The following is a 20,272-nucleotide window of genomic DNA, read 5'->3' as shown; positions in this document are numbered from 1 at the left end:
CCCGGCTACTCCTCCCGACCCTTCAGGTCCTCCACGGCGGCCTCGAGCGCCTGCTCCGCGGGCACCGCGCGATCCGGTGACACGCCGACCCCCTCCCAGTTCGTCCCCGTCACCGCGTTGATCGTCCGGGCGGTCGGCACGGTGACGGTGATGTGCTCGGTCACCGGGTACGGGTCGGTCGGATGAGCCCCGCCCCCGGTCGTCTCCCCGATGATCGCCGCGCGACCGTGCGCCTGAAGGGTGTACGCCACGTCCTCGCCGCCCGAGAAGGTCGCGGCGCTGGTCAGCACGTATACGGGACGGCCGAGATAACGCGGTGCGGGCAGATGGGAAGCGGTCCAGTACTGGCGGAGGGAGTCCGTCCTGCGCTCGTAGATGTCGTTGAGGTGCACCTGATCGTCGGGGAAGAAATAGGTGCACCACAGGGCGGCGCCGGTGGGCGCACCGCCGCTGCACTTCCGCAGATCGAGGATGAGGGCGCGGGTGTGCGCGACCAGCTCCATCGCCGCGCCGATCGCCCGGCCCCCCTCCCCGGCATCGGCGATCAGCCGGATGTCGAGGTAGCCGATGTTCCCGTCGAGCCACTCGATGCGGCGAATGCCCTGGTTCTCGGAGCGCAGCAGCGCGAGGAACGCCGCCTGGCCCTCGTCGGCGTCCGCCGGTGCGAGGGACTGCGGCTCGTCCCGCCACAGGAGTCGCAGATGCCGGTCCGGGCAGATCTCGTGTAACTGGGCGGTCACCGTCGTGCACAGGTCGGGGCCGCTCAGTCCGTCGTACTCGCCGGCGGCGAGCCGCGCCCGGAGGGCCTTGTCGATGTCGGCGGCTCGTTCCGGAAAGACGTAGCCGGCCGTGATGTGGTCGAGGGCGTCGCTCACTATGGATGCGGTGGTTCGCGCGTTGGTGGGCATGGCCGGTGATCTTAGAGGGGTAGCGTGCGGGCATGGAGCTGCGCGCCCGATCGCTTTGGCTGTTGACCGAACCGCTGCACGCCGTCACCTACTTCGACGAGGAGTGTCGTGGCCTGGGCAAGGCCCTGGGCCTCAAAGGCTTCTGGATGGGCTACTTCGCCTCCCGTACGGCACCGCTCGGTGCCGTGGAACCCTCGCTCGCCACCGCCGTGCTCGGCGTCTTCGCGCCCGGCATGGTGGCCCGCGCGCTGCCCGCGGCCTGGCAGCTCGTCAGCCCCACCCATGTCCTGGAGGAACGCGCCCGCCGCGCCGCCGGCGCCCTGCGCGGGATTCACCCCGGACTGGACGAGACGGCCGCCGAGCTGTCGGGCCCGCTGCTGACGATCGTCGAGGACGCGCCCGTCGTCGCGCGGCCGCTGTTCGCCGCGAACCGCGCGCTGTGCGATCACGCCGACCCCGTCGAGCGGCTGTGGCAACTGAGCACCGCACTGCGCGAGTTCCGGGGCGACGCCCACCTGTGCGTCCTCGCCGACGAAGGGCTCGACGGCTGCGAGGCCCTGGTCCTGAGCGCCGGGGCCGGCCGCGTCCCCAAGGACACCATCCGGCAGGACCGCGGCTGGACCGAGGAGGAATGGGCGGCCGCCGCCGACCGGCTGCGCTCCCGCGGGCTGCTGGACCGGCGCGGCGATGCCACCGACCGCGGCCGCCAGGAGCGCAACCGTATCGAGGAGGAGACCGACCGCCTGGCGGCCCAGCTGCTCCGCCCGCTCTCCAGGCCGCAGACCGACCGACTCCTGGAGGGCCTGGAAGACGTCGTACGACGCATCCTGGCCGCGGACGTCCTGCCGTTCCCCAACCCGATCGGCCTGCCGCACCCCGACGAGAGCGAGGCCCAGGTCTAGGCCCTGGCGTCCAGGGCCTGTCCCATGGGTCGGCGTGGGCTCACGCCGACCCGGTGCCTATCCCCGTGCCGACCCCGGCGCCCCCGCGTTCCTTGAAGCCCTGCTGGGCCCCCGGCCGGAATCCCTGCCGGAAGCGCTGCGTCAGGTCCATGGTGTCGGACGCGGGCGGCGCCTGGACCGTGACCGGCTTGTTGACGTCGAAGAAGCGCAGGGTGAGGTCCAGCGGCCCCCGGTCCGTCGTCGCGCGCTCGCGGAACTTCACCGTACGGTCATCGGGTCCGACCCACAGATCCAGCGTCAGCGCATTCACCCCGAGGGCCTTGTACCGCTGGACCGCCCGCTCGCGCCGCTTGGCCGCCAGGGCGTCCTTGGCGGGCCGCCGCTTCAGCAGCTCATCGACCGAGACCGTACCGGCGTAGTGCGTCGTCCGGACCCCGCCGACGGTCTCCTGGCCGACCTTCTTGATGTTCTTGGACTGCGTGAGCAACGACGCCTGCGCCGCCGGGTCCTGGTCGGCCTGCTGCCGCATGCCTCCGAAACCGGCCGCGCCGCCCGGCCCCTTGCCCCGCATCTGGAACTTCAGCCAGTGCTTGCCGTGCAGGGCCGCCGCCGCGCGCTCGCCCCCGTCCACGTACACCGTGTTGCCGATGAGCCGTACCGAGATCTCGCCCGACCGCACCCCGCCGGCCGCCGTCATCCGCATGTCGAGGGCCCGCGGATGCAGGCTGATGGACACCTTGCCCTGGACGGTGCCCTGACCGGCGATCTTGCCATTGACGGAGTACGACAGCGAGTTGAGCTTGGCGCCCTTGTCGACGGCCTTGCGCACCGCGGCGATCGGCGCGGCATTGAACCGCTCCGGCTTCGCCGACCGGTCCCGCGCCGCCCCGCCGGACGGCGAACAGGCCGCCGTACCGCACAGCAGCACACCGGCGAGCACCGCTCCCACGGCACGGACCGACGTCGGCGGAAGCGGTGTACGCGAAACCGGCGCACCCGAAACCGACGAGCGCGACACCGAAGAACGGAACAGTGAGAGCGAAGAACGTCGGGCCATGGCCTCCCCCTAGAGGTGCGGAACACACAGTGCGGAACACGAAGTGCGAAACGTAAAACTGCGTAACGTGATGCGTAACGTAAAGCGCGGACAGCAACTGCGGACGCGCTGCGCGGACCACACGTCATGAACCGCACATCGGCGAACAGTCGAATGCCTGTCTGGCGGAGACAGTAGCCCACGCCACTGACAGTCCGTGTTGCCCGCCTGTTCCGTACGCGGAGGGGCCCGCCGGCTCCGCTGCGGGGTGATTTTCAGCTGGTGTGTGAATGCCTGCTTTGGGGTGCTTTGCTAGACAAGATCGGATCACCTGCGGAGGAGCGGCGTTGTCAGGGTATGGAGCCTAGAGAGTTGTGGGACCGTAACGCCGTACTCGCAGAAGCGTTTTGTCTTGGCGATGAGCGAGTGCGGGAGGCCCAGGCCCGGCTGGACGAGGCGCAGGCCGACCGGTCACGGGTCCTGGCGGCCTTCGCGGTGACCGTCGGCAGTACGGGCGCGGTGGCGGGTCTGTTCGGCTTGAACGAGCGGGAAGTGCGGATCGCCCGGCGCACGGTGGGCAAGGACGACGCCCGCGCAGTCGCCGAGCAGCTGCTCGCCGCGGCTCCCAATGCCGCCCCCCGGGAGACCGATACGGCGACGCCGGCGCCCGATACCTCGTCAGAGCAGACCCCCGACGCCGCACCGTCCTCCTATTCTTCTTCTTCCGGTACCCGCCCCACGGCCACCCCGCGCGAGAGCCGCGACACCGCGGCCTCCTCATCGGAGCCTTCCTGGTCGGCGGCGTTGGACGCGGTGCTCGTCGGCAGTTGGCAGACCGGCGTCGATCTGCGCGAACTTGCCACCGAATTCGGTCTGGACTTCAACCGGCTGCTCACCCGCGCCCAGCAGCTGGCCGCCCAGGGGCGTTTCCATCACGCCCCCGGCCAAGCCGGCGAAACCTACGGCGGACGCCACCGCCGCGGCGATCTGCACGAGTCCGAGTGCACCATTCCCGCACAGCAGACCGCGGCCTGGAACGCCACCGCCCCGTCCGGGCACGGCATGGCGTCCGCGTGGCACCCCGGCGCGGCGCAACCGGCGGAAACCGTGGCCGATATGAGCACCCTCGCCCCCGACTGGGACAGCGCACTCGCCCCGTGGGGCACCATCACCCAGCCGCCGTACCAGGAACCCGAGCCGGCCCACCAGCCGTGGACGCAGTACCACCTCAGCTCCTGACACCCCGCGCGCCTCGCTGCCTGCCCCCGCCCCGCCCGCCTCGCCACGTACCTCCCGCCCCGCCACGGTGACCGACCGGCGGGGCTTTGCCGGTCCTTCTCGGGGCGTGCGGGCGAGGCGGGGGCTTTGCGCGTCGCGGCTCCTGTATCGCCGTGCGAGCTGCGAAATCGGTTGCGTAATGCTCTGCTGGCAACGGATATGGCGAAATCTATCGTCTGATGGGCATGGAATCAGTACTCTCGGAATCAGTGTGCTCCGGTCACGGTACGGGACTGCGAGCCCGCTACCGGAGCCGGCCGCCCCACGACGACACCGAGGACCTCCATGACCACCCCGCCCCCCGCCCGCCCCCTGTCGGCAACGGAACGCACCCGCCACCGGCGGCTGCGCGAGCAGGGCCGCGCGGACCGCGCCGCACTGGACTCCATACTCGCGGCCGGGTTCGTATGCCACCTCGGGGTGACCGTGGACGGCACGGTCATGGTGGTGCCCACGGTCTACGGCGCGGACGGTGGCACGCTCTACTTCCACGGCTCGGTGGCCAGTCGCAGCCTCGTCGCCGCCCCCGGAGCCACGGTGTGTGTGACGGTCACCCACGTCGACGGGCTCGTACTGGCCCGTTCCGTCTTCGAGCACGGCGTCAACTACCGCAGCGCGATGATCTACGGAGTGCCCCGCCCGGTCACCGACGACGAGGAGAAGCTCGCCGGATTGCGCTGCCTGACCGAACAGTCCGCCCCGGGGCAGTGGGACTACGCCCGGCGCCCCAGCCGCAAGGAACTGGCCGCCACCGCGCTGCTCGCCCTCTCGCTCGTCGAGTCCTCGGTCAAGGTACGCACCGGCCCGCCGGACGACGGCGACTCCCCGGACGCCGAACTCGGGCTGTGGGCCGGGGTCCTGCCGCTGAACGCCTCATGGGGCGCCCTCCGGTCCGCCCCCGACCTGGACCCCGCCATCGCCCCGCCGCCGCACCTCGTACAGCGCGCGGGCACCGCCGCCCAGGCATGAGGCCGCGGGGGCGGGGCGCCCGCCCTCGCACATAGCCGCTCAGCCGGCGCTGTCCGCCGGGCGGCGCTCCCCGGCCTCCACCGCGGCATTCAGCGAGAGGGAAGCGCCACCACCGCCTCCCACCCCAGCCGCAACGGAGAGACGGACTCGACTCCCCGGATCCCCCGATCCCTCACCGGACGCGTGGTACGACGACGGGCTCACTGCGGGAATGGAACGGACCGTCGTGAAGTGGTGCTCTTGATCCAGAGGTCCGACGAACGGCCGGCGCGGCCACGCCAACGGGGGTGTCGTGGCCGCGCCCGCCCGCCCGACGGACGCTCGTGAGGGGGCCGGTCGGCCCCTCAACCCCCCTCCGCACATAAATCGTTCGACGCCGCCGCCGGCGCCCGGCACCATTGGACGCATGTTCCGGCACGCCTTCCTCTCCCTGCCGTCCGCAGTCGCGGACGCGCTGAAGGCTGCCGTCGATGCCGCTGCCGACGACGTCCACACCGACGTCCTCGCGACCGCAGCCGTCGCCTTCACCGACGGCGCACGAAGCTGACCCTCTCCGGACCGTCCGGCGGACCCCACAGGGGGAGGGTCGGAGTGGCTCAGGGGTCCCCACGGCGCGAAGTCGCCGTTCTCACCGCTTCGTTGCGAGGAAGAACACCATGCCCAAGACGGCATACGTACGCACCAAGCCGCATCTGAACATCGGCACCATGGGCCACGTCGACCACGGCAAGACCACGCTCACCGCCGCCATCACCAAGGTCCTCAGCGACCGCGGCAGCGGCACCTTCGTACCGTTCGACCGGATCGACCGGGCCCCGGAGGAGGCCGCCCGCGGCATCACCATCACCCTCTCGCACGTCGAGTACGAGACCGACACCCGGCACTACGCGCACGTCGACATGCCCGGCCACGCCGACTTCATCAAGAACATGGTCACCGGTGCGACGCAGCTCGACGGCGCCATCCTCGTCGTCTCCGCGCTCGACGGGATCATGCCGCAGACGGCCGAGCATGTGCTGCTCGCCAAACAGGTCGGCGTCCGCCACATCGTCGTCGCCCTCAACAAGGCCGACGCCGGCGACCCGGAGCTCACCGACCTGGTCGAGCTGGAGGTGCGCGAGCTGCTGAGCGCCCACGGCTACGACGGGGAACACGTCCCCGTCGTGCGGGTCTCGGGGCTCCGCGCCCTGGAAGGCGACCCCCGCTGGGCGGAGGCCATCGGAGCGCTGCTGGACGCCGTCGACACCTATGTCCCGATGCCCGAGCGGTACGCGGACGCGCCGTTCCTGCTCCCGGTGGAGAACGTTCTGACCATCACCGGACGCGGCACGGTCGTCACCGGAGCCGTCGAGCGCGGCACCGTACGGGTCGGCGACCGGGTCGCGGTGCTCGGCGCCGACACCGAGACCACGGTCACCGGGCTGGAGACCTTCGGCAAGCCCATGCAGTCGGCCGAGGCCGGGGACAACGTCGCGCTGCTGCTGCGCGGGCTCCACCGCGACCAGGTGCGCCGCGGCCATGTGGTCGCGGCGCCGGGCAGCGTCACCCCACGACGCCGCTTCACCGCCGAGGTCTATGTGCTGTCGACGGAGGAGGGCGGCCGCCGTACGCCGCTGGCCACGGGCTACCGGCCGCAGTTCTACCTGCGTACCGCGGATGTGGTCGGCGATGTCGACCTGGGCGACCGCGGTGTGGCCCGGCCCGGCGAGACGGTGACGATCTCGGTGGAACTCGGCCGCGAGGTCCCCCTCGAAAAGGGCCTCGGCTTCGCCATCCGCGAGGGCGGCCGCACGGTCGGCGCCGGCACGGTCCGCTCCGTGGAGGAGTGAGCCGGCCCACAGCCGCGCCCCGTACCTTCCTGGGTACGGGGCGCGGTGCTCTCCGCCCCGGCGCGGCCCGCCCGCTCCGTCCGTCCGCTCCGCCCGCCCGCTCCGCCCCCGTCCCGCCCGGCACAATGGAACGGTGGACACACCAACCGGCCCGACGGGCACAGCAGCCCGTCCGATACCCGACACCCACCCCCAGGCCGACCCCGACCAGGATCCGGACCCCGTCCCCGTCACCCGCCCCGTGGACCACGGCACCGCCAAGCTGCTGCCCGATGTCGACCGTCGCCGCGCGTGGCTGCTGACCGTGGACGGCGCCCCGCAGTCGTACGTCGACCTGGATGCGCCCGCCCACCTGGAGTTCGAGTACGTCCGCAGGCTGGCGCACGCCCTGGACGTGGCCGCCGCCCCGGGAGAGCCCCTCGACGCGCTCCACCTGGGCGGCGGCGCCCTGACCCTGCCCCGTTACCTGGCCGCCACCCGCCCGGGATCCCGGCAGCACGTCATCGAGGCCGATCGCGGCCTGCTCGCCCTGGTGGCGGAACATCTGCCGCTGCCCGCCGGCTCCGGTATCGAGGTGCATGCCCAGGACGCCCGTACGGCGCTGGAGGAGGCGCCCGAGGGCAGCGCCGATGTCATCGTGGCGGACGTGTTCGGCGGTTCCCGGGTCCCCGCCCACCTCACCTCGGTCGAATACGCGCGGGCCGCCGCCCGGGTGCTGCGACCGCACGGCCTCTACGCCGCCAACCTCGCCGACGGCGCGCCCTTCGACTTTCTGCGCGGGCAACTCGCCAATTTCGCCTCGGTGTTGCCCTACCTGGCGGTGATCGCCGAACCCTCGGTCCTGCGCGGCCGCCGCTTCGGCAACGCCGTCCTGCTCGCCTCGTCCGCCGAGCTGCCGCTGGCGGCACTGACCCGGCGGGTGGCCGGCGATGCGTTCCCGGCGCGGGTCGAGCACGGCGCGGCACTACGGCGGCTGATCGCGGGGGCGCTGCCCGTACGCGATGCCGAGGCCACGCCGTCGCCGGAACCGCCTTCGGGGGCCTTCAGCCTCGGCTGACGGGGGGTGGTGCCTGGTCCGGCAGTGAGGCGTCGTCCCGTTGGTGCCCGGGAGCCTCGCGCGCCGCCGTCTCCTCCGGACGGCGCGGATCCCGGGCAGGGCCATGATCACGCCGGGTGAGGGCCCGTACGTCGCGTACGCACAGCACCGCCGCCGTCAGCAGGGCGATCAGCGCGGAGCAGCCCCAGAGTGCGGCCGGTCGCCCGATCACGTTCTGGACCGGGCCGGCCAGTGCGGTCGCCACCGGGACGCCGGCCAGGGAACCGAACCAGTCGTAGGAAGAGACGCGGGAGAACTTCTCCTCGGGTATCTCCTGGTGGAGCGCCGTCATCCAGGCGACCGAGAAGACCTCGACCGCGATACCGGTGCCGAACATGACGGCGCTGAGTCCCGCCGCCGGGAGAGGTACGGCCAGCGCGGCGGAGGGAAGGGCGAGCGGGAAGACGCAGAGCGTGCCGGTCAGCAGGATGCGGCGGGGCTTGTACCGGGTCATCAGCAGCGCGCCGCCCACCGTGCCCACGCCGAACGCGGCCATCGCCAGCCCCCACGGCCGGGCGCCGCCCAGGTGCTCCTCGGCGACCAGCGGCCCGTAGACCGCCTCGGCCGCGACGATCACCGCGTTGACGAGGGAGAACTGCACCACTATCGCCCACAGCCAGGTCCGCGAGGCGACCTCGCGCCAGCCGTCGCGCAGATCACGCAGCATCCCGCCGCCGGGGGCCCGCTCGGGCACCCCGCCGGCGTCGAGGAACGCCCGTAACGTGGCCGCCAGGGCGAAGGCGGCCGAGTCGATCGCCAGCACCCAGCCGGGCCCGGCGGCGGCGACCAGCGCGCCGCCGAGTGCGGCGCCGCCGATGGTCGCGCCGTTCATGCCCATGCGGAAGACGGCGAAGGCGCGCCCGGAGTGCTCGCCGGAGACGCTGGCGAGCACCATGCCCTCGGAGGCCGGGGCGAAGAACGCCTGCCCGGTGCCGCCGAGCGCCGCCAGCGCGGCCATCTGCCACAGCGGCGGCTGCCCGGTCAGTACGAGCAGCGCGAACAGGCCCTGGGACGTGCAGTTGAGGATGTTCGCGGCCACCATGACGCGATGGCGGGGCAGCCGGTCGGCGACCGCGCCGCCGATGAGGAGGAAGAGGACGAGCGGGATCGTACGGGCGGCGGCCACCAGGCCGACGTCGGTGGCCGAACCGTTGGCCGCGAGCACCGCGAAGGCGGTCGCGATCTGCGCGCCGGAGCTGCCGAGGTTCGCGATCACCGTGGCCCCGGTGAGCAGCAGGAAGTTGCGCCCGGCCCAGGCCGGACGGACGGTCATCGAGACACCCCGCGGTGCCGGTCCGGTCGCATGGGTGCCGACGATATGCGGGGAGTGACCGGGCCGGATACGGGTTTTTTGCCCAGGCGATGCGGACCCGCGGCCGACCCCGGGCCGGCCCCCGCGCGACCCTTCCCAAGCGAAGCTACCGACAGGTAACATGCCGCCATGTCCTCTGAGACCCTGCCGTCGATCGGCGAAATGATGTCGGCATCCGTGCCGATGGTGCGCACCCTGAACCTCGAGTTCACCGAGACCACCGCCGAGCGCGCCGTGGTCCGTATGCCGGACCAGTCCGACTTCCACAACCACGTCGGCGGTCCGCACGCCGGAGCGATGTTCACCCTCGCCGAGTCCGCGAGCGGCGCGATCGTGATGACGGCCTTCGGTGATCAGCTCGGGCGCGCGGTGCCGCTGGCCGTACGGGCCGAGATCGGCTACAAGAAGCTCGCCATGGGCCCCGTCACCGCGACCGCGGAGCTCGGCCGGCCGGTGGCCGAGGTGGTCGCCGACCTGGATGCCGGTGAGCGCCCGGAGTTCCCGGTGACGGTCACGATCACCCGCGAGAACGGCGCGGTGACCGGCGAGATGACCATTGTGTGGACGCTGCGTCCTCATAAGTGAGGCATGAGCGAGACATGAGTGGGGCGTAAGTAAGCGAGTCACAAAAGAGCCGGAGCCCGGCTCCGCGGCCCGTCGTGCAGCGCACGGCGGGCCGTCGTCGTTCGGCGTCCGTGGCGGCCGATCGAGTACGCTTCCGGGGCGCGCCGATACGGCGTGCCGAGGGTAAAGACCGGCCCGGCGGCACAGGTGGAGCCGGGCAGCGGCCCACGGGGGCCCGACATCAAGTGGAGGAAGCTGCTTTGCACATCCAGGAGTGGCTCGAGACCGTACCGGCCGTGAGCGTCTACCTCCTGGTGGGGGTGGTCATCGGGGTGGAAAGCCTGGGCATTCCGCTGCCCGGTGAGATCGTTCTCGTCAGCGCGGCGATCCTCGCCGCGACCACGGACCACATCAACCCGTTCGTGCTGGGTGCCTGCGCGTCCGCCGGCGCGATCATCGGCGACTCCATCGGGTATCTGATCGGGCGCAAGGGGGGCCAGCCGCTGCTGGACTGGGCGGCCCGGAAGTTCCCCAAGCACTTCGGTCCCGACCATGTCGCCATGGCGGAGGAGAAGTTCGAGAAGTGGGGCATGTGGGCGGTGTTCGTCGGCCGCTTCATCGCCCTGCTGCGCATCTTCGCCGGGCCGCTCTCCGGTGTGCTGAAGATGCCGTACTGGAAGTTCCTGATCGCCAACATCCTCGGCGGCATCGTCTGGGCCGGTGGTACCACCGCGCTCATCTACAGCCTCGGCCTGGTCGCAGAATCGTGGTTGCAGCGCTTCCAGTGGCTCGGTCTGGCCGCCGCCCTGCTCTTCGGGCTCGGCTCCTTCCTGGTCATGAAGCGCCGCGCGAAGAAGGCGGCGGCCGAGCGGGAGGCGAAGGCGCAGGTTCCGGCGGCGGTCGACTGACGGGTCATCAGATATTGCCCGGCCCGGTAGCGCGCGCTCGCTACCGGGCCGGTGGCGTTCTCACGTCAGGGCGTCGACCACACGTCGGGGCCGCCCTCGCGCCATTCGATGAGGCCGGTGTCGTCCCAGGCGAACTCCGCCGTGACGAACCCCGCCCGGCGCAGATACGCGGCCACGTCGCCTCGGCGCAGGGCGCGGCCCAGATCCTGGCCGTAGAGCGTGACGCGGCGCCCGCCGGTGCAGGGCGGGTGCACGATCACGGGGGCGCGCGCCGCGCGCTCCAGGGCACGTTTCATGGTCTCCAGGGTGGGGGCGGCGCGGCGTTCCCGCATCCCGAGCGCGGCCGGGTGGTCACGTGCTGTGACGAGGCCGGGGCACAGCCGCTCTACGAACCCGTCCGCAGCCGTGAGAAGAACGGGGCCGTGCGGACTGCGCCACCGCGCTGCCACCACCGGGTGGCGCCGCCGTCGGCCGGTGCCGGAGCTCCCTTGCGTGCCGCGCGTGCCTCGCGGCGCAGGCCGTCGAGCATATGGCGCGCGCCCGCGATGAACAGCGGGTCGCCGACGAGCTTCTTGGCCGCCAGTGCCTTGCGGCAGGCCCGCAGGGCCGCGTCCGGCCGTCCATGGGCGCGTTCGGTCAGGGCGCGGGCGTACAGGACGGTGGAGTACAGCCAGAAGTCGCCGTCGGAGCGCCGGGATTCCCAGGCGCGGCGGGCGGCGGCCCGGGCGCCCTCGGCGTCCACCGCCGACAGCGCGACGGCGAGCAGCGCCCGGCTGTGCGCGGGCCCGGGCCCGAACCACGGATCCCTCGACCGGTGTCCGGCCGCCTCCTCTAGGCAGGCCACCGCGGCCCCGGTGTCCTCCCGGTAGAGCGCCAGCACACCTTGCGCATGCGCGATACGGGCCAGCCCGTCGGCGTCCGCATGCATCACGGCGGCCGCCCATGCCTGTTCCAGCAGCGTCTCCGCGGCGCCGGGCGCGTGCTCCTGCGCGGCGAGCCAGCCGGCCAGCCACAGCGCGCGGGCGCGCAGCGGGGTGTCGCCCCGGGAGAGCAGCAGCAGCCGGTCGAGATGCGCCCGGCCCTCGCGACGGTAGCCGCACGCACCCCACTGGAACCAGAGGGAAACGGCGATCTCCAGGGCGCTGAGCGCATCGTCCGCGTCCTGCGGTGGCCGGGTCAACGCCGCGTCCAGGTTGTGTTGTTCGTCCTCCACCAGGCATACGGCGATCTGCTGGTCGGGCCCCTGCCAGGCGATCTGCGCCTCCGCCGCGAGCGCCGCACACGCCTGCCGGAAGCGGCGCAGCGCCGCGGACTCCTCGCCCGCGTCGCGCAGCTGGGCCCGCCCGAAGTCCCGGGCGCCGCGCGGGAGTCGATAGCGCGGCGGCAGCGCGGCACGGGCGTCCCGCGGGGCGTCGTTCCCCTCCCGTACGCGTTCCAGTACGGATGCCCGCCGCAGCCGTTCGAGCGCCGCGTCGATCTCCGGTGAAGGAACGTCACTGCTGGCACAGACGCACCCTGCCAGCCAGGGATCGAAGTCCCCGGGGAGCACCGAGAGCCGCGCCCACACCCGCCGGTCGGTGGGCGAGCAGAGGGCGTAGCCGGCGGCGTGTGCCGCGTAGAGCGAGGTGTGGCGCGCGGTCGGCGCCGGGCCCGAGTACGAGAGCGGGCCGTCCGCGGCGACCTGCGCGGCGAGCTGCGGCAGCGACATCCGGTCCAGCTGCCGGGCGGCCAGGGCGATGGCCAGCGGCGAGCCCTCCAGCGCCTCGCACACCGCGACCAGCAGCTCGGGCGCGGCCGACTCGGCGCGCGTGGCGAGCAGTTCGACGGCCGGCCCCGCGATGCCCTCGCCCAGCGTCACCGGCAGCGGCGGGATCTCGACGACCCGCTCCACGGGCAGCCCCAGCGCGCGCCGGGACGTCGCCACGACCCGCAGCGCCGGTTCGGCCCGCAGCAGCCGCCGTACCAGCTGCGCGCATTCGTCGAGCAGCGGATCGCAGTCGTCCAGCAGCAGGATCGCGCGCTGCTCGGCGCAGTGGGCGGCGAGCGCCGCGACGGCGGCGGAGCCGACCGGGCGCGGGGGACGGGGGCGGGTGCGCGGCGGTTCGTACGGGCGCGAGACGCCCCGCGCGACGGTCTGTGAGCCGGTTGTGGGGGCACCTCCCCGCTCCTTGAGAGCTTGGGGGAGGGCGGCGGCCGGCAGGCCCGCGGCCTCGGCCAGCGCGTCCGTCAGACCACCCTCGGCCAGGCCGTCCCAGCAGCCGACCCGGACGACCGTGCCGCCGTGCCGCGCGAGATGCTCGTCCAGAACGGCCCGGGCCAGCACGCTCTTGCCCACCCCCGCGGCCCCGGTGAGCGTCACCAGACAGGAGCCGTCCAGCAGCCCGCACACCTGCTCGTGCTCAACGGCCCGGCCCACCACCTCGGGCAGTGGCCGGTGATCGGCCCACACGCTCATCCGTCATCCCCGTCCACGGCACAGCCGCGCCGTCCCTATGGGTGACCAACGATGCCAGAACCGACCGGCGGGTAAACAGGCCACTTCCCCTCTCTATCGGGGGAAATACGGCGGGGGCGTTTGACGCCGCCGCCGTCAGTCCTCCCGTACCGACGCGCGGTGCTGCGCCGCCAGATGCAGATACATCGCGGCATTGAGCTTGATCGTCTCGCGCTCCTCGTCGGTCAGTTCACGCCTGACCTTCGCCGGCACCCCGGCGACCAGCGAACCGGGCGGCACCCGCATCCCCTGCGGGACCAGCGCCTGCGCCGCGACCAGCGAACCGGCGCCGATATGCGCGCCGTTGAGGACCGTGGCGCCCATGCCGATCAGGACGTCGTCCTCGACCGTGCAGCCGTGCAGTACGGCGTTGTGGCCGACGGAGACCCGTTCGCCGACGGTCACCGGGAAGCCGGGGTCCACGTGCACCGTGCAGTTGTCCTGGATGTTGCTGTCCGCGCCGAGCACGATCGGACCGCAGTCGGCGCGCAGCACCGCGTGGTACCAGACGCTCGCCCCGGGAGCCATCGTCACCTCGCCGACCACGACGGACGTGGGCGCGGTGTAGGCCGCCGGATCGATCGCCGGCTCCGCGCCGGTCACCCCTGAAATCAACGCCCCGCAAGTGCCGGAGGGCACCGCCCGTCCTGCCATGTCGTCTCTCCTCGCCAGTGCCGTGCCGCGCCAACAGCACCGTAGACGACGTCCGCAGCGGTGGGCGGGGGCGGCCGGCGGTGGGGCGAAGATCACAGCGCCGGGCGCGGCCGGTCGCGCGGCGTGCTGAGTACGGTGTGCGGGTGCCGTCACACCAGAACGTGTTCTCATCCCTCGCTGCCTGGCGGCGCCGGGCCGTTTCGCGCGCCGTCCACCGGGGCGTGCACTGGGTGCGGCAGACCGCCGCCGTCACGGCCGAGCGCCCCGGCCCGTACCGCTTCCGCCGCATCGGGGCCGGCGCCCGGCTCGCCTTCCCGCAGGGGACCGTCTTCGGCGACCCGTGGATCGAGATCGGCGAGCACTGCATCATCGCCCAGGACGTGACCCTGACGGCGGGCATGATGCCGGACCTCGACCTCGGCCCCGACCCCATCCTCACCCTCGGCAACGGCGTCGTCCTGGGGCGGGGCAGCCATGTGATCGCGGATGTCCGGCTGACGATCGGCGATGACTGCTTCTTCGGCCCCGGGGTGTATGTCACCACCACCAACCACAGCTATGACGATCCCGAGGTGCCGGTCGGCAAGCAGTGGCCGCGCACCGAGCCGGTCAGTATCGGTTCCGGCAGCTGGATCGGCACCGGGGCGGTCATCCTGCCCGGCGCGCGGCTGGGCCGGAACGTGGTGGTGGCGGCCGGGGCCGTGGTGCGCGGCGACATACCGGACCACGCGGTCGTCGCGGGCGCGCCGGCCAAGATCGTCCGCTCCTGGGATCCCGAGGCGGGCTGGCAGCCGCCGCTGCGTACGCCGACGCCGGTGCCGGTCCCCGAGGGCGTCACCCCCGAACAGCTGGTGGCGCTGAAGGGGTGGGAGCCGGAGGAGGCCGCCACCGCTGCGGAAGGGGCGTCCTCCTGATCACCTCTCATCCCCGCGAGGCGAGCAGCACCGTTCCCACCAGGGCCAACGAGGCGCCCGCCGTCTGGACGGCGCGCATCCGTTCCTTCAGGACGCCGAGCGCGGCGAGCGTGGTGACGACGGGGTAGAGCGAGGCGAGGACGGCCGCGACGGTGACCGGGCCGCTCTGTGCGGCCAGGGCGTAGGTGCCGTTGGCGGCGACATCGGCGATGCCGACGAAGGCGAGGGCGGGCAGCGAGCCGCGCAGCGCCGCGAAACCGCCCTCGGGCAGCGCGGGGGTGCCGCGCCGCACCGTCGCGTACAGCGCGGCGCCGCCCACCGCGACATTGCACACCCGCTGGACGAACAGCGCGAGGAACAGGCCGGTCACGGTCGTGGACGCCTCGGCGATCAGGGACATCACCGCGCCGAAGCCCAGCGCCGAGATCAGCGTCAGGGCGATGGTCTGGCGGGCCACCGATGCGCCGTCGAGCCGGGGGCCGCCCGCCAGCAGGACGCCGATCACGGCCACGATCATGCCCGCGACCTGGATCAGGCCCGGCCGTTCGCCCGCCACGACGCCGATGCCGAGCGGGACGAGGACGGTGCCCAGGGAGGCGAGCGGGGAGACCACACCCATCGGGCCGAGCGCCAGGGCGCGGTAGAAGCAGAGCATGGCGGCGGGCCCCACGACACCGGCCGCGACAGCGAACCACAGCTGCGGGCCCGCCTCCCGCCAGCCGCCGGTGGTCACCACGACGGCGCCCAGGACCAGGGCGGCCAGGGCCTGCGAGACGACCACGACGGTCAGTGCATGCAGTCGTCGGGTGAGCAGTCCGCCGCCGAAGTCGGCGAGCCCCCACAGGAGGCTGGTGGCCAGGGCGAAGACCGCAGTCATGGGAAACCTCGCAGTACAGTGACGTGGACGCTGAAGTGCACCACACAGTAGTTCATAAGAATGAACTGTGGAATCGAATATATTTGACCGCGGGGGCGCCTCGGGTGCACCCCGATGGACTTCGACCTGGACGGACCGTGACGGATCTCGATCAGCTCACGCAGTCGCTCGCCCGCAATCTCAAGCACTGGCGCGCCGAACGCGGCTACACCCTCGACGCCCTGGCGGCGCGGGCCGGAGTCAGCCGCGGCATGATCATCCAGATTGAGCAGGCCCGTACGAACCCGAGCGTGGGCACCACCGTCAAGATCGCCGACGCGCTGGGCGTCAGCATCACCACGCTCCTCGACTACGAACAGGGCCCCCAGGTGCGGATCGTCGCACCCGAGGAGACCGTACGGCTGTGGTCCACCGAGGCCGGCAGCCACAGCGTCCTCCTGGTCGGCACCGAGGCGCCCGGCCCCTTCGAGATGTGGAACTGGCGGCTGATGCCCGGCGACCGCAGCGCCTCGGATCCGCATCCCCCGGGCAGCGTCGAGCTGCTCCATGTGCGGTCCGGGACGCTGACGCTCGAAGTGGAGGACGAGGAGTACGAGGTGGCGGCCGGGGCCTCGGCGACCTTCGAGGCCAAGGTGGCGCACGGCTACCGCAACGACGGGGTGGAGCCGGTCGAGATGACGATGTCGGTGGTCATCCCGCTGGGGCGGTGACGGGGCGCGGCGGCGGCCGGTGCGTCCACCGGGCCGTACGTCTGGTCGTACGGTGAGAGGGCCCGCGCCCGGCCGTCCCGCCCCTGTTGGCTTGGCTGTTATGGCTGCGCCGATGGAAGCTTTCGACGATGTCCGGCCCGCCGCCGAGTGCCTGGACCTGCTGGTCGAGCCGGTGGCCGCGGCGATCCGCGGCTGGCGCGGATCCGTCCCGGTGCGGGAGCTGCGCTACGTGGACACCGACCCGGCCATCGCGGACACCGAGCTGCTCGTTGCCCATTACGGCTCCTGGCTGCTGGAGCAGTCGGCGAACTGCGTCGTGGTGGCGGGCAAGCGCGGCGGCGAGGTCACCTTGGCCGCGTGCCTGGTCCTCTCGCACACCCGGGTCGACGTCAATGGCACGGTCCGCCGCCAACTGGGCGCCCGCAAGGCGTCGTTCGCGTCGATGGACACCGCGGTCGGCGACAGCGGGATGGAATACGGCGGCATCACCCCGATCGGCCTGCCCGTCGGCTGGCCGGTGCTGGTGGACGCCGCCGTCGCCGATGCCCCCTACGTACTGATCGGCAGCGGCCGCCGCCGGGGCAAGCTCATCGTGCCGGGCAAGGCGCTGGCCGAACTGCCCGGTGTCACGGTGCTGGAGGGCCTGGGCATCGCCGGGTGACGGACCCGACCGCGGCGGGCGGGCTCGTACCCGCCGGGCCCGCGCCATCGGGCCGGCGCTAACGGGACCGCGCCCGTCCAGCGCCCGTACGGGAGCGCAGGTCCAGCGACAGCGGTATCGAGTGCTCGGTGAAGCCGAGGCTGCGGTAGAGCGGTTCGGCGTCGTCCGTGGCATGCAGATCGACCCGGGTGACGCCCCGCTCGGCGAAGCGGGCCAGCAGCGCCTCCGTCGTGGCCCGCGCATGGCCCCGGCCGCGGTAGCGCGGGTCCGTACAGACGTTGAAGACGAAGCCGAAGAGGCCCGAAGGGTGTCCGGGCGCGGGCAGCCGCTCCTCTGTCCGCCCGACCGCACACGCCGCCAGATGTGGTGCCCCGGCCTCCTCGCCGTCCACCACGAAGGCGACCAGTGGCCCGTCCGGCCCGGCCAGCTGACGACGTGCCACCGCCTCGGCGGTGCGCTCCCAACTCCCGGGATCGTCCTGCCCGTTCATGGCGAGGAACATCAGACGACGCAGCCGGACGAGCTCGGCGGCGTCCTCGGGTACGGCGGCACGTGGCGTGATCATGTACGGACGCTAACGCAGCCGGTGCCCCGCCCCCACGGGGGGTCAGTGGAGCAGGGGTATCTCGATGGCGGGGCAGCGGTCCATGACCATGGCGAGCCCGGCGGCGCGAGTGCGGGTGTAGGCGGCGTCGTCGATGACACCCAGCTGGAACCACACCGCCCGGGCGCCGATGGCGACGGCTTCGTCGGCGACGGCCCCGGCGAGGTCGCTGTTCACGAAGGTGTCGACCACATCGACCCCGAACGGAATGGCGTCGAGGGACGGGTAGCCCGTTTCCCCGTGCACCGTCTCGGCCTTCGGGTGCACGGGGACGATCCGCTTGCCGTAGCGCTGGAGCACCTGCGCGACACCGTATGCGGCCCGCCGCCGGTTCGAGGACAGCCCCACGATGGCCCAGGTGTCCCCGAGCTCGGTAAGGATCCTGCGGATCGTCGCCGGGTCGTCGTGCATGGCTGCCTCCTGTTGTCCAAGACTCCGCTGTGGGACAACGGGCGGCGGGCCGTACTGATTCCCGGCTGGTCATTTTGCTGGTCGGCACCGGGGCGTGGATACCCGGACGCCCCGCCCGAAGGGGAAGACGGGCGGGGCGGGTCTTTATGGGTGGGGATCAGGTGGTGCCACCGGCCGCGCCGGCGCCGACGACGGTGGTGCCGGGGGCGGTGCGGGCCGGTTTGCCGATGGCCGCGCCGCCGGTCACCGGCTCGATGCCGGCCGCCGCCGTGCCCGGACGCAGCGCGCTGATGATCGCCGCCTCGCGGGCCTCGTCCGTCTGCTGCGAGGCTTCGCCACCCGTTCCGGCCGCCGCCATCGCCGCCCGCAGCGGTTCGGTCTCGACCAGCATGCTCACCGGTCCGGTCGGGTTCAGGTACAGGGCGTGCCCGGGCGGCAGCGCGTCGACCAGCTCGGCCACCGGACGCCGGTCGTAGAGCAGCCGTCCGACCGACTCCAGGTAGGCGGGGGAGGTGTAGACGGGGATCACCGGGGTGCCCTCCGGGGAGGCCGCGGCCAGCGGTGTGCCGGTGGCGGTGACCAGGACGGAGACCTCCGCGCGGGCCAGCGTCGCATGGACGTCCTCGGCCGGGCCGTAGCCCGTGGCGGCCAGCTGCACCGCGCGGTCCACGGCATCGGACGGCTCGGTCCAGTCCAGGGCCTGCGGCGAGGGCCGGTATTCGGGGTTGTCCCGCCACTCCTCGATCTCGCCGGTCGGGCCCGACCGCCACTGGCCGATCAGCGCCCACAGGGGCGGTGCCCCCTCGCCCTGCCAGGTCAGATCGACCATGGCCAGCCAGTGGTCGGGTGCGTTGCGTGCCGCCTCGACGACCTCCGGCGGCGGCTTAGGCATGTCCTCGCCCGTCACGGGCTCGCCTGCCGTCATCGCCGCCTGTGTGCTGTTGTCCATGAAGCCCTCCGCCACCCGCCGTCGGTTCTGAGTGCACGGGCGGACCCCGCAAACACAAGGCCGTCGCCCGGGCCTCACCCTGCCCACGGGGCGGCGCGGACGTCTTCCCGACGCACCGCACGGACCCCTGGGGTACGCCGCCTGGCCGTGCGCCGTGCGCCCGTACGGCGGACAGCGCAGCGCGGCGAGGGGCAAGGGGCCACGGGACCGGCCGGTGGCCGTGTCACAGGGGCGGCATAGGCTGGCCGGATGCAGGAGCAGTACCGCACGCTCGCGGGCGAGGGCGTCCATGAGATCGAGATCAACAAGTCCCGCTTCATCGCCGCGCTCGCGCCCGTGGCCGACGAGGCCGAGGCCCAGGACTTCATCGCGCGCATCCGCAAGGAGCACCCCGGGGCGCGGCACCACTGCTGGGCGTATGTCCTCGGCGCCGACGGCGGCGTCCAGAAGGCCAGCGACGACGGTGAGCCGGGCGGCACCGCGGGGGTGCCGATGCTCCAGATGCTGGTGCGGCGCGAGGTGCGTTATGTGGTCGCCGTGGTCACGCGGTACTTCGGTGGCATCAAGCTCGGTGCGGGCGGGCTGATCCGCGCTTACGGAGGCGTCGTCGGCGAGGCGCTGGACGCGCTGGGCACGGTCACCCGGCAGCGCTTCCGGCTGGTCACCGTCCGCGTCGACCACCAGCGCGCCGGCCGGGTGGAGAACGATCTGCGCACGACGGTGCGCGCGGTGCGCGAGGTGACGTACGGGGCCGATGTGCGGATCGAGGTCGGGCTGCCCGAGGCCGATCTGGACGCCTTCCGCGGCTGGCTGGCCGATGCGACGGCCGGGACGGCGGTGGTGGAGGTCGGCGGGGAGGCGTACGGGGACCTCTGACGGGGGAGCTGTCGGGGGGCGGGGGAGAGGCACCGGCAGGCCGTACAGGGCCGCGCAGCCGGCGAGCGAAAGGGCCCGCACATGCCTGAACTCCCCGACGAACGAGGGGAATTCGTCCGCCGCATCGGACTCTTCCAGGCCACTGCCCTCAACATGAGCCAGATGTGCGGAAATTGACTGAGGGCGAAGCGAAAGAACGTCGAAGGGAAGAACGTTGGGCTACCGCGCCATCTGCTACCTGTACTTCCAGGCTCATGCTTCCGCAGCTCAGAGACCTGCGCTCGCCTCGATGGGTGTGCACGGAGACCACGACGGGGCCC

22 protein-coding genes are annotated in these 20,272 nt (G+C 72.6%); 12 read left to right on the top strand and 10 right to left on the bottom strand.

Going from position 1 to position 20,272, the window contains the following annotated elements:
* Positions 1 to 5 precede the first annotated feature (5 nt).
* The gene (locus SNA_RS17670) at positions 6 to 908 is read right to left on the bottom strand and encodes a S41 family peptidase (RefSeq protein ID WP_044365730.1); all 903 of its coding nucleotides are present in this window, start codon (positions 906 to 908) and stop codon (positions 6 to 8) included.
* A 32-nt stretch (positions 909 to 940) separates the two neighbouring features.
* On the opposite strand from SNA_RS17670, the gene SNA_RS17665 reads away from it, so the two are divergent.
* On the top strand, positions 941 to 1,810 hold the full coding sequence (locus SNA_RS17665) for an SCO6745 family protein (protein ID WP_044365728.1): 870 nt from the start codon (positions 941 to 943) through the stop codon (positions 1,808 to 1,810).
* A gap of 40 nt (positions 1,811 to 1,850) precedes the next feature.
* Here the strand turns inward: SNA_RS17665 and SNA_RS17660 are convergent, their stop codons facing one another.
* Positions 1,851 to 2,759 carry an SCO4651 family lipoprotein gene (locus SNA_RS17660; RefSeq protein ID WP_198535059.1) on the bottom strand — a complete coding sequence of 303 codons (909 nt, stop codon included), beginning with the start codon at positions 2,757 to 2,759 and terminating at the stop codon, positions 1,851 to 1,853.
* A 513-nt stretch (positions 2,760 to 3,272) separates the two neighbouring features.
* On the opposite strand from SNA_RS17660, the gene SNA_RS38375 reads away from it, so the two are divergent.
* The 5 genes from SNA_RS38375 (at position 3,273) to SNA_RS41300 (ending at position 7,979) form a co-directional block, all read left to right on the top strand.
* Positions 3,273 to 4,085, top strand: a complete 813-nt coding sequence (locus SNA_RS38375) for a hypothetical protein (protein WP_241779701.1) — start codon at positions 3,273 to 3,275, stop codon at positions 4,083 to 4,085.
* Positions 4,086 to 4,409: 324 nt separating this feature from the next.
* Positions 4,410 to 5,093: a pyridoxamine 5'-phosphate oxidase family protein gene (locus SNA_RS17650; RefSeq protein ID WP_044365726.1), complete on the top strand. Its 684-nt coding sequence runs from the start codon at positions 4,410 to 4,412 to the stop codon at positions 5,091 to 5,093.
* Positions 5,094 to 5,499: 406 nt separating this feature from the next.
* Positions 5,500 to 5,640, top strand: coding sequence for a hypothetical protein (locus SNA_RS43240; protein WP_198535058.1), 141 nt, complete (start codon positions 5,500 to 5,502; stop codon positions 5,638 to 5,640).
* A 109-nt stretch (positions 5,641 to 5,749) separates the two neighbouring features.
* Positions 5,750 to 6,922, top strand: coding sequence for an elongation factor Tu (gene tuf / locus SNA_RS17645; RefSeq protein WP_030064925.1), 1,173 nt, complete (start codon positions 5,750 to 5,752; stop codon positions 6,920 to 6,922).
* Between the two features lie 175 nt (positions 6,923 to 7,097).
* Positions 7,098 to 7,979: a spermidine synthase gene (locus tag SNA_RS41300; RefSeq protein ID WP_044365880.1), complete on the top strand. Its 882-nt coding sequence runs from the start codon at positions 7,098 to 7,100 to the stop codon at positions 7,977 to 7,979.
* Here the strand turns inward: SNA_RS41300 and SNA_RS17635 are convergent.
* Entirely contained in the window at positions 7,966 to 9,291 is a 1,326-nt protein-coding gene (locus SNA_RS17635) for an MFS transporter (protein ID WP_198535057.1), read from the bottom strand. The genes SNA_RS41300 and SNA_RS17635 overlap by 14 nt on opposite strands.
* A gap of 168 nt (positions 9,292 to 9,459) precedes the next feature.
* Here SNA_RS17635 and SNA_RS17630 point away from each other — a divergent pair, with 168 nt between their 5' ends.
* Positions 9,460 to 9,915 carry a DUF4442 domain-containing protein gene (locus SNA_RS17630; RefSeq protein WP_030064922.1) on the top strand — a complete coding sequence of 152 codons (456 nt, stop codon included), beginning with the start codon at positions 9,460 to 9,462 and terminating at the stop codon, positions 9,913 to 9,915.
* A 239-nt stretch (positions 9,916 to 10,154) separates the two neighbouring features.
* Positions 10,155 to 10,802 (top strand): DedA family protein, encoded by a 648-nt coding sequence (locus tag SNA_RS17625; protein WP_030064921.1) that lies wholly within the window; start codon positions 10,155 to 10,157, stop codon positions 10,800 to 10,802.
* Between the two features lie 65 nt (positions 10,803 to 10,867).
* On the opposite strand, the gene SNA_RS17620 is transcribed toward SNA_RS17625, so the two are convergent.
* From SNA_RS17620 to SNA_RS17610, 3 genes are all read right to left on the bottom strand, one after another.
* Complete coding sequence (locus SNA_RS17620) at positions 10,868 to 11,098, bottom strand: hypothetical protein (protein ID WP_030064920.1); 231 nt, start codon at positions 11,096 to 11,098, stop codon at positions 10,868 to 10,870.
* A gap of 89 nt (positions 11,099 to 11,187) precedes the next feature.
* On the bottom strand, positions 11,188 to 13,257 hold the full coding sequence (locus tag SNA_RS17615) for an AAA family ATPase (protein WP_044365724.1): 2,070 nt from the start codon (positions 13,255 to 13,257) through the stop codon (positions 11,188 to 11,190).
* A gap of 135 nt (positions 13,258 to 13,392) precedes the next feature.
* A complete protein-coding gene (locus SNA_RS17610) occupies positions 13,393 to 13,950 on the bottom strand; it encodes a gamma carbonic anhydrase family protein (RefSeq protein ID WP_044365722.1) in 558 nt (185 codons plus the stop codon).
* Positions 13,951 to 14,087: 137 nt separating this feature from the next.
* Here SNA_RS17610 and SNA_RS17605 point away from each other — a divergent pair, with 137 nt between their 5' ends.
* Positions 14,088 to 14,864, top strand: a complete 777-nt coding sequence (locus SNA_RS17605; RefSeq protein WP_420823487.1) for an acyltransferase — start codon at positions 14,088 to 14,090, stop codon at positions 14,862 to 14,864.
* Between the two features lie 7 nt (positions 14,865 to 14,871).
* Here the strand turns inward: SNA_RS17605 and SNA_RS17600 are convergent, their stop codons facing one another.
* Complete coding sequence (locus tag SNA_RS17600; RefSeq protein ID WP_030064915.1) at positions 14,872 to 15,741, bottom strand: DMT family transporter; 870 nt, start codon at positions 15,739 to 15,741, stop codon at positions 14,872 to 14,874.
* 137 nt (positions 15,742 to 15,878) lie between these two features.
* On the opposite strand from SNA_RS17600, the gene SNA_RS17595 reads away from it, so the two are divergent.
* On the top strand, positions 15,879 to 16,451 hold the full coding sequence (locus SNA_RS17595; RefSeq protein WP_030064914.1) for a helix-turn-helix domain-containing protein: 573 nt from the start codon (positions 15,879 to 15,881) through the stop codon (positions 16,449 to 16,451).
* A gap of 100 nt (positions 16,452 to 16,551) precedes the next feature.
* Positions 16,552 to 17,112, top strand: coding sequence for a YbaK/EbsC family protein (locus SNA_RS17590; protein WP_030064913.1), 561 nt, complete (start codon positions 16,552 to 16,554; stop codon positions 17,110 to 17,112).
* A gap of 58 nt (positions 17,113 to 17,170) precedes the next feature.
* Here SNA_RS17590 and SNA_RS17585 read toward each other — a convergent pair whose 3' ends face one another.
* The 3 genes from SNA_RS17585 to SNA_RS17575 all read right to left on the bottom strand — a co-directional run bounded on the left by SNA_RS17585 (position 17,171) and on the right by SNA_RS17575 (position 19,076).
* Complete coding sequence (locus tag SNA_RS17585; RefSeq protein WP_030064912.1) at positions 17,171 to 17,677, bottom strand: GNAT family N-acetyltransferase; 507 nt, start codon at positions 17,675 to 17,677, stop codon at positions 17,171 to 17,173.
* A 42-nt stretch (positions 17,678 to 17,719) separates the two neighbouring features.
* Complete coding sequence (locus tag SNA_RS17580) at positions 17,720 to 18,127, bottom strand: CoA-binding protein (RefSeq protein WP_030064911.1); 408 nt, start codon at positions 18,125 to 18,127, stop codon at positions 17,720 to 17,722.
* A gap of 157 nt (positions 18,128 to 18,284) precedes the next feature.
* Positions 18,285 to 19,076, bottom strand: a complete 792-nt coding sequence (locus SNA_RS17575) for a type VII secretion system-associated protein (protein WP_052808930.1) — start codon at positions 19,074 to 19,076, stop codon at positions 18,285 to 18,287.
* A gap of 249 nt (positions 19,077 to 19,325) precedes the next feature.
* On the opposite strand from SNA_RS17575, the gene SNA_RS17570 reads away from it, so the two are divergent.
* On the top strand, positions 19,326 to 19,952 hold the full coding sequence (locus SNA_RS17570; RefSeq protein WP_030064909.1) for a YigZ family protein: 627 nt from the start codon (positions 19,326 to 19,328) through the stop codon (positions 19,950 to 19,952).
* The last annotated feature ends 320 nt before the right edge of the window (positions 19,953 to 20,272 follow it).

Source organism: Streptomyces natalensis ATCC 27448 (assembly GCF_000935125.1).
In the GTDB taxonomy this organism is placed as follows: Bacteria; Actinomycetota; Actinomycetes; order Streptomycetales; family Streptomycetaceae; genus Streptomyces; species Streptomyces natalensis.
This window is presented reverse-complemented; position numbering and strand designations above follow the sequence as displayed.